The 18,544-nt window shown below is 65.6% G+C and carries 14 protein-coding genes; 5 read left to right on the top strand and 9 right to left on the bottom strand.

What is annotated here, in order from left to right:
* Nucleotides 1-10 precede the first annotated feature (10 nt).
* The 5 genes from iscR to WS96_RS13490 form a co-directional block, all read right to left on the bottom strand.
* Complete coding sequence (iscR, locus tag WS96_RS13510) at nucleotides 11-550, bottom strand: Fe-S cluster assembly transcriptional regulator IscR (protein WP_009691731.1); 540 nt, start codon at nucleotides 548-550, stop codon at nucleotides 11-13.
* Between the two features lie 114 nt (nucleotides 551-664).
* Nucleotides 665-1,147, bottom strand: coding sequence for a low molecular weight protein-tyrosine-phosphatase (locus tag WS96_RS13505; protein ID WP_059505757.1), 483 nt, complete (start codon nucleotides 1,145-1,147; stop codon nucleotides 665-667).
* Between the two features lie 101 nt (nucleotides 1,148-1,248).
* Nucleotides 1,249-1,476: a hypothetical protein gene (locus tag WS96_RS13500; protein ID WP_034207755.1), complete on the bottom strand. Its 228-nt coding sequence runs from the start codon at nucleotides 1,474-1,476 to the stop codon at nucleotides 1,249-1,251.
* 128 nt (nucleotides 1,477-1,604) lie between these two features.
* Nucleotides 1,605-3,017: a lactate utilization protein B gene (locus WS96_RS13495; RefSeq protein WP_059833138.1), complete on the bottom strand. Its 1,413-nt coding sequence runs from the start codon at nucleotides 3,015-3,017 to the stop codon at nucleotides 1,605-1,607.
* A 35-nt stretch (nucleotides 3,018-3,052) separates the two neighbouring features.
* Nucleotides 3,053-3,775 (bottom strand): (Fe-S)-binding protein, encoded by a 723-nt coding sequence (locus tag WS96_RS13490; protein WP_059833136.1) that lies wholly within the window; start codon nucleotides 3,773-3,775, stop codon nucleotides 3,053-3,055.
* Nucleotides 3,776-3,958: 183 nt separating this feature from the next.
* Between WS96_RS13490 and WS96_RS13485 the strand changes: the two genes are divergently transcribed.
* Nucleotides 3,959-4,768 carry an IclR family transcriptional regulator gene (locus WS96_RS13485; protein ID WP_034207758.1) on the top strand — a complete coding sequence of 270 codons (810 nt, stop codon included), beginning with the start codon at nucleotides 3,959-3,961 and terminating at the stop codon, nucleotides 4,766-4,768.
* A 119-nt stretch (nucleotides 4,769-4,887) separates the two neighbouring features.
* Here the strand turns inward: WS96_RS13485 and pbpG are convergent, their stop codons facing one another.
* On the bottom strand, nucleotides 4,888-6,054 hold the full coding sequence (pbpG, locus tag WS96_RS13480; RefSeq protein WP_034207759.1) for a D-alanyl-D-alanine endopeptidase: 1,167 nt from the start codon (nucleotides 6,052-6,054) through the stop codon (nucleotides 4,888-4,890).
* Between the two features lie 654 nt (nucleotides 6,055-6,708).
* Here pbpG and WS96_RS13475 point away from each other — a divergent pair.
* A complete protein-coding gene (locus WS96_RS13475) occupies nucleotides 6,709-7,275 on the top strand; it encodes a phasin family protein (RefSeq protein ID WP_006481973.1) in 567 nt (188 codons plus the stop codon).
* A gap of 188 nt (nucleotides 7,276-7,463) precedes the next feature.
* Here the strand turns inward: WS96_RS13475 and lpdA are convergent, their stop codons facing one another.
* The 3 genes from lpdA to aceE all read right to left on the bottom strand — a co-directional run bounded on the left by lpdA (nucleotide 7,464) and on the right by aceE (nucleotide 13,945).
* Nucleotides 7,464-9,236: a dihydrolipoyl dehydrogenase gene (gene lpdA, locus WS96_RS13470; RefSeq protein WP_059833134.1), complete on the bottom strand. Its 1,773-nt coding sequence runs from the start codon at nucleotides 9,234-9,236 to the stop codon at nucleotides 7,464-7,466.
* A 284-nt stretch (nucleotides 9,237-9,520) separates the two neighbouring features.
* Nucleotides 9,521-11,179, bottom strand: coding sequence for a dihydrolipoyllysine-residue acetyltransferase (gene aceF, locus WS96_RS13465; RefSeq protein ID WP_059833132.1), 1,659 nt, complete (start codon nucleotides 11,177-11,179; stop codon nucleotides 9,521-9,523).
* Between the two features lie 69 nt (nucleotides 11,180-11,248).
* The gene (gene aceE / locus WS96_RS13460) at nucleotides 11,249-13,945 is read right to left on the bottom strand and encodes a pyruvate dehydrogenase (acetyl-transferring), homodimeric type (protein WP_034207762.1); all 2,697 of its coding nucleotides are present in this window, start codon (nucleotides 13,943-13,945) and stop codon (nucleotides 11,249-11,251) included.
* Between the two features lie 273 nt (nucleotides 13,946-14,218).
* Here aceE and fixL point away from each other — a divergent pair, with 273 nt between their 5' ends.
* From fixL to folD, 3 genes are all read left to right on the top strand, one after another.
* Entirely contained in the window at nucleotides 14,219-16,735 is a 2,517-nt protein-coding gene (gene fixL, locus WS96_RS13455; RefSeq protein WP_059825986.1) for an oxygen sensor histidine kinase FixL, read from the top strand.
* Entirely contained in the window at nucleotides 16,732-17,370 is a 639-nt protein-coding gene (gene fixJ / locus WS96_RS13450) for an oxygen response regulator transcription factor FixJ (RefSeq protein WP_006493245.1), read from the top strand. The genes fixL and fixJ overlap by 4 nt, the downstream gene beginning before the upstream one ends.
* A gap of 251 nt (nucleotides 17,371-17,621) precedes the next feature.
* Nucleotides 17,622-18,479, top strand: a complete 858-nt coding sequence (gene folD / locus WS96_RS13445) for a bifunctional methylenetetrahydrofolate dehydrogenase/methenyltetrahydrofolate cyclohydrolase FolD (RefSeq protein ID WP_059833130.1) — start codon at nucleotides 17,622-17,624, stop codon at nucleotides 18,477-18,479.
* The last annotated feature ends 65 nt before the right edge of the window (nucleotides 18,480-18,544 follow it).

The following is an 18,544-nucleotide window of genomic DNA, read 5'->3' as shown; positions in this document are numbered from 1 at the left end:
GCCTTCGCGCTCACGAACTCGCGATGTTGAACACCGAATTGGGGCCGAGCGGCATCGTGCGCACGGGCTCGGCCGGTGCGGCGACGGGCTCCGGCGTGCGACGGTCGCGCAGCACCGCCGGGGCGCCCTCGCGTGCGCGCTGCTGATCGACGAGATCCTGCAGCGACACCGAATCGAGGTATTCGACCATTTTCTGGTTCAGCGTCGACCACAGCTCGTGCGTCATGCAATGGCCGTCGGGCTGCTTCGAGCCGTCGCACGTGCCTTTGCCGCCGCACTGCGTGGCGTCGAGCGGTTCATCGACCGCGATGATGATGTCGGCAACGGTGACGTCCTGCGCGCGACGCGCGAGGTTGTAGCCGCCGCCCGGGCCGCGCACGGATTCGACGATTTCATGCCTGCGCAGCTTGCCGAACAGCTGTTCGAGATACGAGAGCGAAATCCGCTGGCGCTGGCTGATGCCTGCAAGCGTCACCGGGCCCTGCTCCTGGCGCAGCGCCAAGTCAATCATCGCCGTGACGGCGAAACGGCCTTTGGTGGTGAGTCTCATGGTGTCTAGGGGACTGCAATCTTGACGATTTTGGTCAAGTATAAATATTTGACGTTTTTAGTCAAGTATCCATGTCTTTGAAAGGGTATTCGCAAACCGCTGAATATTGCGCGGTCAGCGCGCCGTACGTGCGCGGAGCGTCTCCAGCAGGCCCGCGCAGGCGCGCTCGACCTGATCGAGCACCTGCTCGAAGCCCTGCGCGCCGCCGAAATACGGATCCGCCACTTCGGTTTCGGTCGCGCCCGGCGCGAACTCCATCAGCAGGCGCACCTTGTCGCGATGCTGCGGCGGGCAACGGCGGCGCAGTTCGGCGAGATTTGCTTCGTCCATCGCGAGCAGCAGGTCGAACCGCTCGAAATCCGCCGCGCTCACCTGTCGCGCGCGCAGCGCCGACAGATCGTAGCCGCGGCTCCGGGCGGCCGCCTGCGCCCGCGAATCGGGCGGCTCGCCCACGTGCCAGTCGCCGGTGCCGGCCGAATCGATCGCGATCCGGTCGGCCAACGCGGCCGCGTCGACCTGATGGCGCATCACGCCCTCCGCGGTGGGCGAACGGCAGATGTTGCCGAGACAGACGAAACAGATCGCAACGCGGGTCATCGCACTATCGGAAAGCCGCGGCGGACCGCGTGGGTGAAGAACACGACATTATACAAAGGGGGCCGAAATCGCGCCGTCGCGCGAAGCGACGGCGCCCTGCCTTACAGCGCCTTCGGCGCAGCAAGCGCAATGTCGCCGGATGCTGCCGGCAGCGGCTGCGCCGCGTCGCCGACCAGCCCGAACGACACCGCGCGCGCCAGCTCGGCGGACGCCTGGTGAACCGCGAGCGGGCCGCGTGACGGCGCACCGTCCATCGCATGCAGATAGGCAACCGCTGCCAGCGGAACCACGATTGCCAGCGGCCAGTACATCGATATTGTCTTTTTCATGATGCGGACCTCCTTGACCTCGTACCCCGAAACCCGATTCCGGGGACTACAGACGAGATTCTATAGATCGCATCTATCGAGATAAATATGCAAATAGCGAACGCACTGTTGCCGCCCGCTGAACAGTGTCAGCCGAGGTGGCTTTGCGACGCCGCGTACAGTTCGCGGAACGTGCGCCCGGTCGGCGTCGGCATGTCGCGCGTATCCATCCAGCCGCCCATCATCGGCAGCCGCCGCAGCGTGCCGGCATCGCCGCCCAGCCGCTCGAGAATGCGCACCGCGAGCTTCGTCGTCAGCGCATACAGCATCGGCCGCCGTGCGAAGAAGCCCCACGCGGCGAGCGCCGCCCGCTCGCGCCACGGCCGCAGGTGGCGCTCGACCTGCTTCTCGCGCAGCGTGCGCAACAGGTGCGACAACGGAATCCCGACCGGGCATACGCTGTCGCATTCGCCGCACAGCGTCGCCGCCTGCGGCAGGTCGAGCGCGCGGTCGAGCCCGACGTAGCTCGGCGTCAGCACCGATCCCATCGGGCCCGGATAGACCCAGCCGTACGCATGACCGCCGACCTTCTGGTACACCGGGCAATGGTTCATGCACGCGCCGCAGCGGATGCAGCGCAGCATCTCCTGGAATTCGCCGCCGATCAGGCCGGTGCGGCCGCCGTCGACGAGCACCACGTAGTTGTGCTCGGGGCCGTCCTCGTCGCCCGGCCCGCGCGGCCCGGTCAGCAGCGAGAAATAGTTCGACGTCTTCTGCCCCGTCGCGGAACGCGGCAGCAGCCGCATCGCGGTCGCGAGATCCTCGAGCGTCGGCAACACCTTCTCGATGCCCGTCACCGCGACGTGCACGCGCGGCATGACCGTGCACATGCCTTCGTTCCCTTCGTTCGTCACGATGGCGACCGAGCCCGTCTCCGCGATCACGAAGTTGCCGCCGGTCACGCCCATGTCGGCCGACATGAAATGCGGGCGCAGCACCTCGCGTGCCTCGCGCGTCATGTCCGGAATCTCGGTGAGCCGCTCGCGCTGGTGCGTACGCGCGAACAGATCGGCGATCTCGTCCTTGTCCTTGTGCACGACGGGCGCAATGATGTGGCTGGGCGGCTCGTTGTCGTTGATCTGCAGAATGTATTCGCCGAGGTCCGTCTCGATCGACTGCACGCCCATCTCGGCGAGCACCGCGTTCAGGCGCATTTCCTCGGACACCATCGACTTGGTCTTGATGACCTTCTTCACGTCGTGCCGGCGTGCGATGTCGGCCACGAGCCGGGCGGCGTCCGCGGTCGTTTCGGCGAACAGCACCGTCGTGCCGCGCCGCGTCGCCTCGCGCTCGAACGCCTCGAGCCACACGTCGAGATTTTCCAGCGCACGATTGCGGCGCGCCTTGAGGGCAGCGCGCGTGGCCGGGAAGTCGATCAGGGTCATCGCATCGGCGCGCGCGGACACGAACTTCGTCGACAGCTTCTTCAGGTTCTGCTGCAGGCGCTGGTCGGCCAGCTTCTGGCCGGCGCGCGCCTTGAAATGCATCGATTGGACTTGCATCGCGGTATCGGGGGAAAAGTGAGCGGAACCGGGCGTCAGACGTCGCCCGCCAGCACTTGCGCGACGTGCAGCACGCGCGTGTCGCGGTCGCCGGTGCGACGCAACCGCCCTTCGATGTTCAGCATGCAGCCGAGATCGCCGAGCACGACGGCGCCCGCGCCGGACCCGCGCACGTTCGCGCATTTTTCGTCCGCGATGGCCGCCGAGATGTCGCCGTATTTCACCGCGAACGTGCCGCCGAAGCCGCAGCAATGCTCGCAGTCCTTCATCTCGGTGACGGTCACGCCGCGCTGCGCGAGCAGCGCGCGCGGCTGCGCCTTCACGCCGAGCTCGCGCAGGCCCGAGCACGCGTCGTGATAGGTGACCGGCCCGGTGAATTCGCCCGGCGCGAGCGACACCTTCGCGACGTTCGCGAGGAAATCGGTCAGTTCGTGGACTTTCTGCTGGAACCGCACGTAGCGCCCCATCAGTTCGGGATCGTCGCGGAACAGGTCGCCGTAGTGCGCGCGGATCATCCCGCCGCACGAGCCCGACGGCGCGACGACGTAATCGAACTGCTCGAACTCGCGCAGCGTCTTTTCCGCGAGGTCGCGCGCGAGCGCGCGGTCGCCCGAGTTGTAGGCCGGCTGGCCGCAGCACGTTTGCGTGGGCGGCACGATCACCTCGTAGCCGGCTTCGCGAATCAGCTTGAGCGCCGAAAAACCGATTTCGGGGCGCATCAGGTCGACCAGGCAGGTCACGAACAAACCGACTCGCATACGTGCTCCTTCGAGAAAACGGCCCTCATTATCCGACGTTTGGCCGGCAAGACCAACGCCGGCCCGCGCGCAAGCCCGCCGCGCGCGAAGCGAGGACTTCCTCGAACGGCGTTCGCTTTTTTCACGATACGAGATACAATCGATCCAACACCGCTTGACGCGTCAACCGATTCCTCCCCCGACATGAGCCAACCCACCCCGGATTCCAAAACGTCGATCCAGGTGATCGAACGCATGATGCGGTTGCTGGACGCGCTCGCCGCGCACAGCGACCCCGTCAGCCTGAAGGAACTCGCGCAGCGCACCGAACTGCATCCGTCGACCGCGCACCGCATCCTCAACGACATGGTGACGTGCCGCCTCGTCGACCGCTCCGATCCCGGCACCTACCGCCTCGGCATGCGGCTGCTCGAGCTCGGCAATCTCGTGAAGGCGCGCCTGTCGGTGCGCGACGCGGCGCTGATGCCGATGCGCGAGTTGCACCGCCTCACCGGGCAAACCGTGAACCTGTCGGTGCGCCAGGGCGACGAGATCGTCTACATCGAGCGCGCGTACTCGGAGCGCTCGGGGATGCAGGTCGTCCGCGCGATCGGCGGCCGCGCGCCGCTGCACCTCACGTCGGTCGGCAAGCTGTTCCTCGCGGCCGACGAAACGTCGCGCGTGCGTGCCTATGCGACGCGCACGGGGCTGTCCGGCCATACTCAGAACAGCATCACCGATATCGCGAAGCTCGAGCGGGAACTGACCCTCGTCCGTCAGCAATCGTGCGCGCGCGACAACGAGGAGCTCGAACTCGGCGTGCGCTGTATCGCGGCCGGCATCTACGACGATTCGGGCAAGCTCGTCGCGGGCCTGTCGCTGTCGGCACCGGCCGACCGCCTGCAGGATGCGTGGCTCGGCCAATTGAGCCGGACGGCGCTCACCATCTCGGAATCGCTCGGCTACCGGCCGGCGCCCGCGAAGGACATGGACGGGCTGCAGCGGCAGGCGTAAGCCGCGGCATCGACCGGTTCCGACTCCGGTTTCACCGGACAAAAAAAGCCCCGCGATTGCGGGGCTTTTTCGTTGCGGCGACCGGTACGGCGGCGAACCGCCGCACACGATCAGGTACCTCAGGTACCGCCGCTCGGCGTGTTGGCCGCCGTCAGGCGTTCGCCGCCGCCGGCATCGAGCCAATTGCGCAGGCGCGACGCGTCGGCGAAGCGCGAGTACTTGCCGAACGAATCGAGCAAGACCATCACCATCGGCCGGCCGTGGATCGTCGCCTGCATCACGAGACATTCGCCCGCTTCGTTGATGAAGCCCGTCTTCTGCAGGCCGATGTCCCACGAACCGTTGCCGCGGATCAGCGCGTTGGTGCTGTTGTAGACCAGGTTGCGCTTGCCCGTGTACACCTCGTAGGTGCGATCGGTCGAGAACTGGCGGATCAACGGGTACTGGTACGCCGCATTGACCATCTTCACGAGGTCGCGCGCGCTCGACACGTTCGAGCTCGACAGGCCGGTCGAATTCTCGAAGTGCGTATCGGTCATGCCGAGCGACTTCGCCTTCGCGTTCATCGCCGCGATGAACGCCGGACGGCCGCCCGGGTAGTAACGCGACAGCGCGGCGGCCGCGCGGTTTTCCGACGCCATCAGCGCGATGTGCAGCATGTCCTCGCGCGACAGCACCGAGCCGACCGACAGGCGCGAGCCCGTGCCCTTCTCGTAGTCGCGGTCTTCGTCGGTGACTTCGAGCTGGTCGGTCATCGGCGACTTCGAGTCGAGCACGACCATGGCCGTCATCAGCTTCGAGATCGATGCGATCGGCACGACCGCGTGCGAATTCTTGTCGAACAGCGGCTCGCCGGAATTCTGGTCGACGACGTACGCGACGCTCGAGCGCAGCGCGAGCGCGTCGGGCGTGTCGTGCAGGCCGAACGCCTGGCCGACCGTCGGCCGGCGCGGCTGGAACGCGACCTTGCGCACCGCGCCGCGATGGCCGCCATGCAGGCTATTCGCCGCGAGCGTCACGCGCTTTCGCGACGCTTTCGCGCGCGGCGCATCGGCCTCGGCGACCTTCGCGGATTTGTCGGCGCTCGCCTTGGCCGACTTCTTCTTCGCTGACGAAGCAGGAGCGACGGCTTTTTTCTTGGCGGCTTGGGTCTTCGCAGTGGCGGCGAAGGCGTCGGCAGGCAGGACGGACGCGGTGGTCGCCAACAACGCGACTGCGACCGACACAGCGGTGCCGAGCGTCATGCTCTGCAACAATCTGCGCGGTGAAAACGATTCGGCTTTCATTGGGGTCTGGACAAAGCGGGCGGGAGGTTTCCGCAAGTGTAGTTAAAGCTGAAAAAAAGAGCAATATTAGGCACTTACCGATCGTCTTTAAACCGGAATGTAAGAGTCGGCCAACCTCCGGCCAATCGACCCTTCCGCTCCCATTGAAAAAACCCATGGGATGCACTGCCCGACAGCGCCCGTCTCCCGATTACCACGCGGTTAATTGAGATAACGTCACTTCGGAGGCGATTTAAAGCGGGGAAAGTACGTATCCGGTGCTCGGCATGCCAAAGGCGCCGGTCTCGACCGTGGCGGCGGCACGTCGCCACGGCACGCGCATCGAAACGGCGCGTTTTTCGACAGGTACAGAAGGATAACGTTCCATGGGCCTGTCAGGTTTACCTGCGCGTGATCATGGTGCGGCGCGCTTGCCCCATCGCCGTGCGCACCATGTGGGAACACGCCTGAAACCGATTCCGGACGGCCGCGATAACTCGTTGTTTTATCGATAATTTGTCGCGATTGTGCAACGCACAAAAAAGACTTGACATCCGTTTTCTCTGCCCTAAAATAGGCCTCATTGCTGCGTTGCACAAAGCACGCATCGCCGAAGTTCCCCTGTGTAGTGCCCTTTATCCTGCGATCGACGCGATCGCTTTTCAGGAGCTTGACATGTCCTTGCTGACCCCCGAGCAAATCGCCGCCGCCCAGAAAGCCAACCTCGAAAGCCTGTTCGGTCTGACGACCAAGGCGTTCGAAGGCGTCGAAAAGCTGATCGAACTCAACCTGCAGGTCGTGAAGTCGACGCTGGCCGAGGGCCAGGAAAACGCACAGCGTCTGCTGTCGGTGAAGGACGCGCAGGAACTGATCGCGCTGCAGGCGAGCCTGTCGCAGCCGGTCGCGGAAAAGGTGCTGTCGTACGGCCGTCACCTGTACGAAATCGCATCGTCGACGCAAGCCGAGTTCGCGAAGGTCGCCGAAGCGCAATTCGAAGAGCAGAACAAGAAGGTCCAGGCACTCGTCGACAACGTCGCGAAGAACGCGCCGGCCGGTTCGGAAACGGCTGTCGCCGCGCTGAAGTCGGCACTGAACGCCGCGAACACCACGTACGAAACGGTTCAGAAGGCCACGAAGCAAGCGGTCGAAATCGCTGAAACGAACTTCAACGCCGCTGCCGCCGTCGCAACGAAGGCTGCAACCGCCGCTGCCGCACGCCGTTCGAGCAAGCCGGCCGCGTAAGCGTCCCCTGCTCCTGAAAGAGCCGCGCCCAGCGCGGCTTTTTCGTTTCCGGCGCAAAAGCGCGCGGGCGCAAACTGCCCGCCCCGACCGAGTCTGTCGCGCGCTGCGCAAAAGAAAACGCCGCCGCCCGGTTTGCCCGGGCGGCGGCGTTTTTCGTAGCCGGCACCGGGGGCGCCGTGCCGATTCCGTTACTTCTTGCGCTGCGGCGGCAGGTCCGTGCAGACGCCTTCGTACAGCTCGGCGGCCATGCCGACCGATTCGCCGAGCGTCGGGTGCGGATGGATCGTCTTGCCGATGTCTTCCGCGTCCGCGCCCATTTCGACGGCGAGGCACACTTCGCTGATCAGGTCGCCCGCGTTCAGGCCGACGATGCCGCCGCCGATCACGCGATGGGTTTCCTCGTCGAAGATCAGCTTCGTGAAGCCTTCATCGCGGCCGTTCGCGATCGCGCGGCCCGATGCGGCCCACGGGAACACGGCCTTGCCGTACTTGATGCCCTCGGCCTTGCACTGGTCTTCCGTCTTGCCGGCCCACGCCACTTCCGGATCGGTGTAGGCGACCGACGGGATCTGCAGCGCGTCGAAGTACGCTTTCTCGCCGTGCGCGGCTTCCGCGGCGACGTGGCCTTCATGGACGGCCTTGTGCGCGAGCATCGGCTGGCCGACGACGTCGCCGATCGCGAAGATGTGCGGCACGTTCGTGCGCATCTGCTTGTCGACCTCGATGAAGCCGCGGTCGGTGACCGCGACGCCCGCCTTGTCGGCACCGATCTTCTTGCCGTTCGGGCTGCGGCCCACCGCGACGAGCACGAGGTCGTAGCGCTGCGCTTCCGCCGGCGCCTTTTCGCCCTCGAACTTCACGTAGATGCCGTCTTCCTTCGCTTCCGCGCCGACCGTCTTGGTCTTCAGCATCACATTGCCGAAGCGCTTCGCGTTGTACTTTTCCCAGACCTTCACGAGATCGCGGTCGGCGCCCATCATCAGGCCGTCCATCATTTCGACGACGTCGATCTCGGCGCCGAGCGTCGAGTAGACCGTTGCCATTTCGAGGCCGATGATGCCGCCGCCGATCACGAGCATGCGCTTGGGCAGTTGGCGCAGTTCGAGCGCGCCGGTCGAATCGACGACGCGCGGGTCTTCCGGCATGAACGGCAGCTTCACCGCTTGCGAGCCCGCGGCGATGATTGCCTGCTTGAACTTGACGACCTTCTTGCCGTTTTCGCCTTGCACTTCCATGTGGTACGGATCGACGAACGCGCCGACGCCGGTGACCACTTCGACCTTGCGTGCCTTCGCCATGCCGGCGAGGCCCGTCGTCAGCTTCTTGACGACGCCGCCCTTGAAGTCGCGCAGCTTGTCGAGGTCGACCTGCGGCTTGCCGAACGTGATGCCGTGCGACGCGAGCGCCGCGGCTTCCTCGACGACGAGCGACGTATGCAGCAGCGCCTTCGACGGGATGCAGCCGACGTTCAGGCACACGCCGCCGAGCGTCGAGTAGCGTTCGACGAGCACCGTCTTCATGCCGAGATCGGCTGCGCGGAACGCGGCCGAGTAGCCGCCGGGGCCGGCGCCGAGCACGAGCATGTCGCATTCGATGTCGGCGGCGCCGCTGTAGCTGCCGGCTTGCGGCGCGGGCGCCGCAGCGGCTGCGGCCGGCGCCGGTGCAGCCGCTGCGGGCTTCGGCGCTTCGGGCGCTTTCGCGGGTGCGGGTGCGGCTGCGCCTGCCGATGCTTCGACGATGGCGATGACGGTGCCTTGCGAGACTTTCTCGCCGGCCTTGACCTTGACTTCCTTGACGGTGCCGGCGACGTCGCTGGGCACTTCCATGGAGGCTTTATCGGATTCGAGCGTGATGAGCGTTTGCTCTTTTTCGATCACGTCGCCGGGTTTCACGTTGACTTCGATGACATCGACGCCGCTGAAATCGCCGATATCCGGAACCTTGACTTCGATGAGACTCATGACTGTCCCCTTCTTGATTGGCTGCAGAGAGAGAGGGAGGGACTGGCGGAAAGACGGAACCTGACTACATGCGGCCTGACAAGAGAACGCGACGTTGGGCAGGACCACCTTTGCCGTCCGCCCAAGGACGCGCCTTTCTTTTGGTTACTTTTCTTTGGAAGACAAAGAAAAGTGACCGCCGCCCCGCGCAGGGGCGACGCCAGCAGACCGTTGGCAAAACAGGTTCAACGACAAGGGCGTGAAGAATCGACACAAAACCACGCCCCCGCGAGCCCCTCATCTCATCAAAGAATGATGCGACGGAAATCCCCGAGCAACGCCCCGAGATACGCATTGAACCGCGCGGCTTCCGCGCCATCGATGACACGATGGTCATACGACAGCGACAGCGGCAACATGAGCCGCGGCACGAACTGCTTGCCGTCCCACACCGGCTTCATCTGGCCGCGCGACAACCCGAGGATCGCCACTTCCGGCGCGTTGATGATCGGCGTGAAGTTCGTCCCGCCGATCCCGCCGAGCGACGAGATCGAGAAGCAGCCGCCCTGCATCTGGTCCGGCTTCAGCTTGCCTTCGCGCGCGGCCTTCGACAGGTCGCTCATTTCCTTCGCGATGTCGACGAGGCCCTTCTTGTCCGCATCGCGGATCACCGGCACGACGAGGCCGTTCGGCGTATCGGCCGCGAAACCGATGTGGAAGTACTGCTTGAACACGAGGTTGTCGCCGTCGAGGCTCGCGTTGAAGGTCGGGAATTTCTTCAGCGCGGCGACGACCGCCTTGATCACGAACGCGAGCATCGTGAACTTCACGCCCGCCTTTTCGTGTTCCTTGTTCAGCTGGACGCGCAGCGCTTCGAGCTCGGTGATGTCCGCTTCGTCGTTGTTCGTGACGTGCGGGATCATCACCCAGTTGCGATGCAGGTTCGCGCCCGAGATTTTCTTGATGCGCGACAGCGGCTTCGCCTCGAACGGGCCGAACTTCGAGAAGTCGACCTTCGGCCACGGCAGCAGGTTCAGCTCGCCGCCGCCTGCCGGCGCGGCTGCCGCGGCCGGCGCCGCGCGCTGGCCCGTCATCACGCCCTTCACGAAGCCCGTGACGTCTTCCTTCGTGATGCGGCCCTTCGGACCCGAACCCTGCACGCGCGACACGTCGACGCCGAGTTCACGCGCGAACTTGCGGACCGACGGCGATGCGTGGCTCGCGCGGTATTCGCCCGACGGCGTGGCGGCCGGTGCGGCGGCAGCCGGTGCCGGCGCAGCCTTCGCGGGCGCGGGTGCCGGTGCAGCGGCGGGCGCCGGCGCGGCAGCGGCTGGAGCCGGTGCGCTCGCCTGCGGTGCCGCGGCAGCCGGTGCGCCGGCGGCTTCGAGCAGCACGATCAGCGTGCCTTCCGACACCGAATCGCCCACTTTCACCTTGATGTCCTTCACGACGCCGGCAGCCGGGCTCGGCACGTCCATCGTCGCCTTGTCCGACTCGAGCGTGACGAGCGACTGCTCCTTCTCGACCGTGTCGCCGACCTTCACGCCGATCTCGATCACCGGTACGTCCTTGTAGTCGCCGATGTCGGGCACCTTCACCTCGAGCGTGCCGCCCGACGCCGCGGGCGCGGCGGCCGGTGCCGCTGCGGCCGGCGCCGGTGCCGGCGCTGCTGCCGGAGCCGGGGCTGCTGCCGGCGCGGCCGCGCCGTTCGCCTGGGCGCCCGCACCGCCTTCGAGCAGGATGATCAGCGAGCCTTCCGACACGGAATCGCCGACCTTGACCTTCACTTCCTTGACCGTGCCGCCAGCCGGGCTCGGGACGTCCATCGTCGCCTTGTCGGACTCGAGCGTAACGAGCGACTGCTCGGGCTCGACCGTGTCGCCAGCCTTCACGAGCACCTCGATGACGGGCACGTCCTTGTAATCGCCGATATCCGGCACCTTCACTTCGATCGCTTGACTCATCTTTTTGTGTCTCCATGGCCGCGCGCGCCCCTCCCGGAAGCGGCGCGCGGCATCACACGGGCGTGTGCGTTAAACGGTCATCGGGTTGGGCTTGGACGGATCGAGGTTGTACTTGGCGATCGCGTCCGCGACCACCTTGCGCTCGATCGTGCCTTCGTCGGCCAGCGCGTTGAGCGCGGCGACGGTGACCCAGTGACGGTCGACTTCGAAGAAGTGACGCAGCTTCTCGCGGGTATCCGAGCGGCCGAAGCCGTCGGTGCCCAGCACGACGAAGCGGCGATCGATCTGGCCGCGGATCTGGTCGACCAGCGCACGCACGTAGTCGGTCGATGCGATGACCGGACCCTGCGTGTCCTTCAGGCACTTCTGCACGTGCGACAGGCGACGCTCCTCGGTCGGATGGAGCAGGTTCCAGCGCTCGACGTCGTGGCCTTCGCGCGCGAGTTCGGTGAAGCTCGGCACGCTCCACAGGTCGGCGGCGACGCCCCAGTCGTTCTTCAGCAGGTCGGCAGCGGCGATCACTTCGTTGAAGATCGTGCCCGCGCCGAGCAGCTGCACGCGCGGCGCCTTCTTGTCTGCGTCGGCCTTCTTGAACGAGTACATACCCTTGATGATGTCGGCCGCCACGTGCTCGCCCTGCGGAATCGCCGGGTGCTCGTAGTTCTCGTTCATCACCGTGATGTAGTAGTACACGTCTTCCTGGTCCTGCACCATGCGGCGCAGGCCGTCCTGGATGATCACCGCGAGTTCGTAGCCGAACGTCGGGTCGTAGCTCACGCAGTTCGGCACCGATGCCGCCCACAGGAGCGAATGACCGTCTTCGTGTTGCAGGCCTTCGCCGTTCAGCGTCGTGCGGCCCGCCGTGCCGCCCAGCAGGAAACCGCGCGAACGCATGTCGCCCGCGGCCCAGGCGAGGTCGCCGATCCGCTGGAAGCCGAACATCGAGTAGAAGATGTAGAACGGCACCATGATCTCGCCGTGCGTCGAATACGACGTCGCCGCCGCGATCCAGTCGCACATGCCGCCCGCTTCGTTGATGCCTTCCTGCAGGATCTGGCCGGTCTGCGATTCCTTGTAGAACATCAGCTGGTCGGAATCTTCCGGCACGTACTTCTGGCCTTCCTGGTTCCAGATACCGATCTGGCGGAACAGGCCTTCCATGCCGAACGTACGCGATTCGTCCGGGACGATCGGCACGACGCGCTTGCCGAGCGCCTTGTCCTTCAGCAGGATGTTCAGGATCCGCACGAACGCCATCGTCGTCGAGATCTCGCGGCCTTCGCCCGTGCCCTTCAACAGCGGCTCGAACGCGTCGAGCGCCGGCACCGGCAGCGACGTCGCCTTCTCGCGGCGGTGCGGCAGGTAGCCGCCGAGGTCCATGCGCTTCTGGCGCATGTATTCGAGCTCCTTCGAGCCTTCCTCGAACTTCAGGTACGGCACGTCGGCGATCTGCTCGTCGGTGATCGGCAGGCGGAACTGGTCACGGAACTTCTTCAGTTGCTCGACCGGCAGCTTCTTCTGCTGGTGCGTGATGTTCATCGCCTGGCCCGACTCGCCCATCCCGTAGCCCTTGATGGTCTTCGCGAGGATGACCGTCGGCGCGCCCTTCGTGTTCGTGGCTTCGTGGAACGCCGCGTAGATCTTGTGCGGATCGTGGCCGCCGCGGTTCAGCGCCCAGATGTCGTCGTCCGACCAGTCGGCGACGAGCGCCTTCAGTTCAGGCGTGTTGAAGAAGTGCTCGCGCACGTACGCGCCCGACTCCGACTTGTACGTCTGGTATTCGCCGTCGACGCACTCCATCATCCGGCGCATCAGCGCGCCCGTCTTGTCGCGCGCGAACAGCGCATCCCAGCGGCTGCCCCAGATGACCTTGATCACGTTCCAGCCGGCGCCGCGGAATTCCGATTCGAGTTCCTGGATGATCTTGCCGTTGCCGCGCACCGGGCCGTCCAGACGCTGCAGGTTGCAGTTGATCACGAACACGAGGTTGTCGAGCTTCTCGCGGCTCGCCATGCCGATCGCGCCGAGCGATTCCGGTTCGTCCGTCTCGCCGTCGCCGAGGAACGCCCAGACCTTGCGGCCTTCCGTCTTCGCGATCCCGCGCGACTCCAGGTACTTCATGAAGCGCGCCTGGTAGATCGCCATGATCGGGCCGAGGCCCATCGACACGGTCGGGAACTGCCAGAAGTCCGGCATCAGCCACGGGTGCGGATACGACGAAATGCCCTTGCCGTCGACTTCCTGGCGGAAGTTGTCGAGTTGCTCTTCCGACAGGCGGCCGAGCAGGAACGCGCGCGAGTACACGCCCGGCGACGAGTGGCCCTGCACGAACACGAGATCGCCGCCGTGCTGGTCGGACGCCGCATGCCAGAAATGGTTGTAGCCGACGTCGTAGAGCGTCGCGGCCGACGCGAACGACGCGATGTGGCCGCCGACGTTCGTGTCCTTGCCTGCGCGCAGCACCATCGCCAGCGCGTTCCAGCGCGTGTACGAACGGATGCGGTGCTCGATGTCCTGGTCGCCCGGAATCTTCGCCTGGGCTTCGAGCGGAATCGTGTTGATGTACGGGGTATTGGCGGAGAACGGCAGGTGCTCGCCGTGCATGCGGGCGAATTCGATCTGCTTTTCGATCAGGTAATGCGCACGGCCGGTGCCCACGGAGGAGATCACGCCATCGAGCGACTCGAGCCACTCGACGGTTTCTTGCGGGTCGTCGTCACGTTCGGCGGCGACATATTTCATCACTTCGTTCGGTACAGCGGACATTCTCGTCTCCTGGGTCCTGGAATGTGAGGATCGCTCTCGTGCAGACGACGCGACGCGACCGGCTGCGGGCAAGCTCCGACGGATTGTAATGAGCGTGGACAGGCCTGCGCAACAAAATTTTCGAATTATGAGATCTTTTCTCGCCATGCGAAATATTGCTGCGCTGCACCCATATTTCGGGGCTCCGCGGCCCGTCTCGTCGGAACAAAACCGTTTCCGTTCAACATATCCGGTATCGGTTTTCCATGTATTGCGCTGCGCTACAATCCTGCCATGTTGACCGATCGGCTTTTCGCACGCTCGGCGCGACCGCCGGGCCCGCCGGCGGAGTCGCAGCCGTCCCGTTGGCACCACGGACCGTGGTGGTCCAACTCCTATTTGCTGACGCCGCTGCTGTCGATTCTGGTGTTCCTCGTCGTGATGAGCCTCATCCTGTGGAGCCTCAACCGGCGCGAACAGCAGCAGCAGGAAGACACCCTGTTTCGCAACGTCGCGTGGGCCCAGCAGCAGATCCGCCTGTCGATGACGGGCGCGCAGGAACAGTTGCAGGCGCTGTCGCGCGACCTCGCGTCCGGCCGCCTCGACCAGAACGCGTTCCAGATGGCCGTCGCGGACGTGATGCAGACGCATCCGGAAATCCTCTACCTGAACTGGTACACGGCGCCCGGCGTGCAGCGCTGGCCGACCGTGCATCCGCCGCTGCTCGGCCAGCGGCTCGCGAAGCCCGGCGATGCGCAGATGCAGGACGCCGTGCGCGGCGCGTACGACGAGGCGCGCAACACGCGCCGCCAGGCCTATTCGCCGCTGATCTACGACGACTTCGGCAACGGCTTCATCACGTTGCAGACGCCGGTAATGCGCGGCGACCGCGAATATCTCGGCTCGATCGCCGCGGTGTTCTCGGTCGAGGGCATCCTGAAGCACGACATCCCGCAGGAGCTGTCGTCGAAGTACAAGATCTCGATCACCGACTCGAACAACCGCGAACTGTCGTCCACGTCGACGCGCCCGCGCCTGCCGCGCGACTCGCACTACGATCTCCCGCTCGACCCGCCCGGCCAGGGGCTGACGGTGCGCGTGTATGCGTTCCCGCAGCTCACGAACCTGACCAACAACACGCTCGTGTGGCTGGTCGCCGGCCTGTCGTGCTTCGTGCTGTGGAGCCTCTGGAGCCTGTGGAAGCACACGCGCCAGCGCTTCGAGGCGCAGCAGGCGCTGTACGCGGAGGCGTTCTTCCGCCGCGCGATGGAGAACTCGGTGCTGATCGGCATGCGCGTGCTCGACATGCACGGCCGCATCACGCACGTGAACCCCGCGTTCTGCCGGATGACGGGCTGGGACGAAACGGATCTCGTCGGCAAGGTTGCGCCGTTCCCGTACTGGCCGCGCGACGCCTACCCGGAAATGCAGCGCCAACTCGACATGACGCTGCGCGGCAAGGCGCCGAGTTCGGGCTTCGAGCTGCGCGTGCGCCGCAAGAACGGCACGCTGTTCCATGCGCGCCTGTACGTGTCGCCGCTGATCGACAGTTCGGGCCGCCAGACCGGCTGGATGTCGTCGATGACCGACATCACCGAGCCGAAGCGCGCGCGAGAAGAGCTGGCGGCCGCGCACGAACGCTTCACGACGGTGCTCGAAAGCCTCGACGCCGCGGTGTCGGTGCTCGCCGCAGACGAAGCCGAGCTGCTGTTCGCGAACCGCTACTACCGCCACCTGTTCGGCATTCGCCCGGACGGCCACCTCGAATTGTCCGGCGGCGGCTTCGACCGCGCGCAGGCATCGTCCGACTCGATCGACATGGTCGACGCGTTCGCGGGCCTGCCGGCCTCCGCGCTGACCAGCAGCACGGCCGATGCGCAGGAGGTGTACGTCGAGAGCATCCAGAAGTGGTTCGAAGTGCGTCGCCAGTACATCCAGTGGGTGGACGGCCACCTCGCGCAGATGCAGATCGCGACCGACATCACGACCCGCAAGAAGGCGCAGGAACTCGCGCACCAGCAGGAAGAAAAGCTGCAGTTCACGAGCCGATTGATGACGATGGGTGAAATGGCGTCGTCGATTGCTCACGAATTGAATCAGCCGCTCGCCGCGATCAACAACTACTGCTCGGGCACGCTCGCGCTCGTGAAGAGCGGCCGCGGCACGCCCGAGACGCTGCAGCCCGCGCTGGAAAAGACCGCGCAGCAGGCGCTGCGCGCGGGGATGATCGTCAAGCGGATCCGCGAATTCGTGAAGCGCAGCGAGCCGAAGCGCCAGCCGGCGCGGGTCGCGGACATCGTCGCCGACGCGGTCGGGCTCGCCGAAATCGAGGCCAGAAAGCGCAGGATCCGGATCGTCACGGAAATCCTCGCAAGAATGCCTATTATTTATGTCGACCCCGTGCTGATCGAACAGGTGCTGATGAACCTGATGAAGAACGCAGCCGAGGCGATGGCCGACGTGAAGCCGGCGTCGGCGGACGGCGTGATCCGCGTCGTCGCCGACATCGACGCGGGCTTCGTCGACATCCGCGTGATCGACCAGGGGCCGGGCGTCGACGAAGCGACGGCCGAGCGCCTGTTCGAACCGTTTTACAGCACCAAGTCCGACGGCATGGGCATGGGGCTGAACATCTGCCGTTCGATCATCGAATCGCATCGGGGGCGTCTGTGGGTGGTCAACAACGTCGAGCCGGATGGCCGCATTTCCGGCGCGACGTTCCACTGCAGCCTGCCCATTGGGGAACCCGCTGATCTCGGCCAAGGGGGGCGCGAGGCATCGGCATCACATACCGTTACGGGAGAACTATGAATAGCCCTGTCACCACCACTCAGGAAACCGTCTTCGTCGTCGACGACGACGAGGCCGTACGGGACTCGCTGCGCTGGCTGCTGGAGGCGAACGGCTATCGCGTTCAATGCTTCTCGAGCGCCGAGCAGTTCCTCGATGCGTACCAGCCGGCGCAGCAGGCCGGCCAGATCGCGTGCCTGATCCTCGACGTGCGGATGTCGGGCATGAGCGGCCTCGAATTGCAGGAACGCCTGATCGCCGACAACGCCGCGCTGCCGATCATCTTCGTCACCGGTCACGGCGACGTGCCGATGGCCGTGTCGACGATGAAAAAGGGAGCGATGGACTTTATCGAGAAACCGTTCGACGAAGCCGAGCTGCGCAAGCTCGTCGAGCGGATGCTCGACAAGGCCCGAAGCGAAAGCAAGAGCGTCCAGGAGCAGCGTGCCGCGAGCGAACGCCTGTCGAAGCTGACCGCGCGCGAGCAGCAGGTGCTCGAGCGGATCATCGCGGGCCGCCTGAACAAGCAGATCGCCGACGACCTCGGCATCAGCATCAAGACGGTCGAGGCGCACCGCGCGAACATCATGGAAAAGCTCAACGTCAACACGGTGGCCGACCTGCTGCGCCTCGCGCTGTCGAAGAAACAGGCCTGAGCGCGTTCTCCGGCTCCGGCGGCACGCCCCACCGCGGCCGCCCGGCCCGCAATCGGTGTTTGCCGCCCCGCGCGATGCGGCCCACTCGCGCGGCGGCGGCCGTTCCTCCCGGCGCACGCGCGCCGCGGCCATGACGCTTCCCGTTGATTCGCTGTCGGACGGCAGCAGGCGAACGGTATAATTACGTGCTTTGCTACGGCGCTTCGGGCGCCGTACGCCCGCATTCCAACTTCCCGGCAGGACCCACCACCATGACAGCCCTCCTCATCGACGGCAACGCCCTTTCGAAGACCCTGCGCGGTCAGGCCGCCGAACGCGCCGCCGCGCTGACCGCCCGCGGCCACCAGCCCGGTCTCGCGGTGATCCTCGTCGGCGCCAACCCGGCGAGCGAAGTCTACGTGCGCAACAAGATCAAGGCATGCGAGGACAACGGCTTCTTCTCGCTGAAGGATGCGTACCCGGCCACGCTGTCGGAAGCCGACCTGCTCGCGCGCATCGACGAACTGAACCGCGATCCGAAGATCCACGGCATCCTGGTCCAGTTGCCGCTGCCCGCGCATATCGACAGCCACAAGGTGATCGAGGCGATCGCGCCGGAGAAGGACGTCGACGGCTTTCACGTCGCGAACGCCGGTGCGCTGATGACCGGCAAGCCGCTGTTCCGCCCGTGCACGCCGTACGGCGTGATGAAGATGTTCGAAGCGCACGGCATTGCGCTGCAAGGCGCGAACGCGGTCGTGATCGGCCGCTCGAACATCGTCGGCAAGCCGATGGCGATGATGCTGCTCGACGCCGGCGCGACCGTGACGATCTGCCACAGCAAGACGCGCGACCTCGCCGCGCATACGCGTCAGGCCGACATCGTGGTCGCCGCGGTCGGCAAGCGCAACATCCTGACCGCCGACATGGTGAAGCCGGGCGCGACGGTGATCGACGTCGGCATGAACCGCGACGACGCGGGCAAGCTGTGCGGCGACGTCGATTTCGCGGGCGTGAAGGAAGTCGCCGGCTACATCACGCCGGTGCCGGGCGGCGTCGGCCCGATGACCATCACGATGCTGCTGATCAACACGATCGAATCCGCCGAACGCGCTGCCGCGGCAGCCTGACGCCCCACTCGCTCAGCCGGCGCGCGATTCCGTGCGCCGGCGCCTCGCCAGCCGCAGTCGCGCGG

The sequence above is a fragment of the Burkholderia sp. MSMB1835 genome (assembly GCF_001526365.1).
Taxonomy (GTDB): Bacteria; Pseudomonadota; Gammaproteobacteria; order Burkholderiales; family Burkholderiaceae; genus Burkholderia.
The sequence above is the reverse complement of the archived record's forward strand: the minus strand, read 5'-3'. Positions and strand labels throughout refer to the sequence as shown.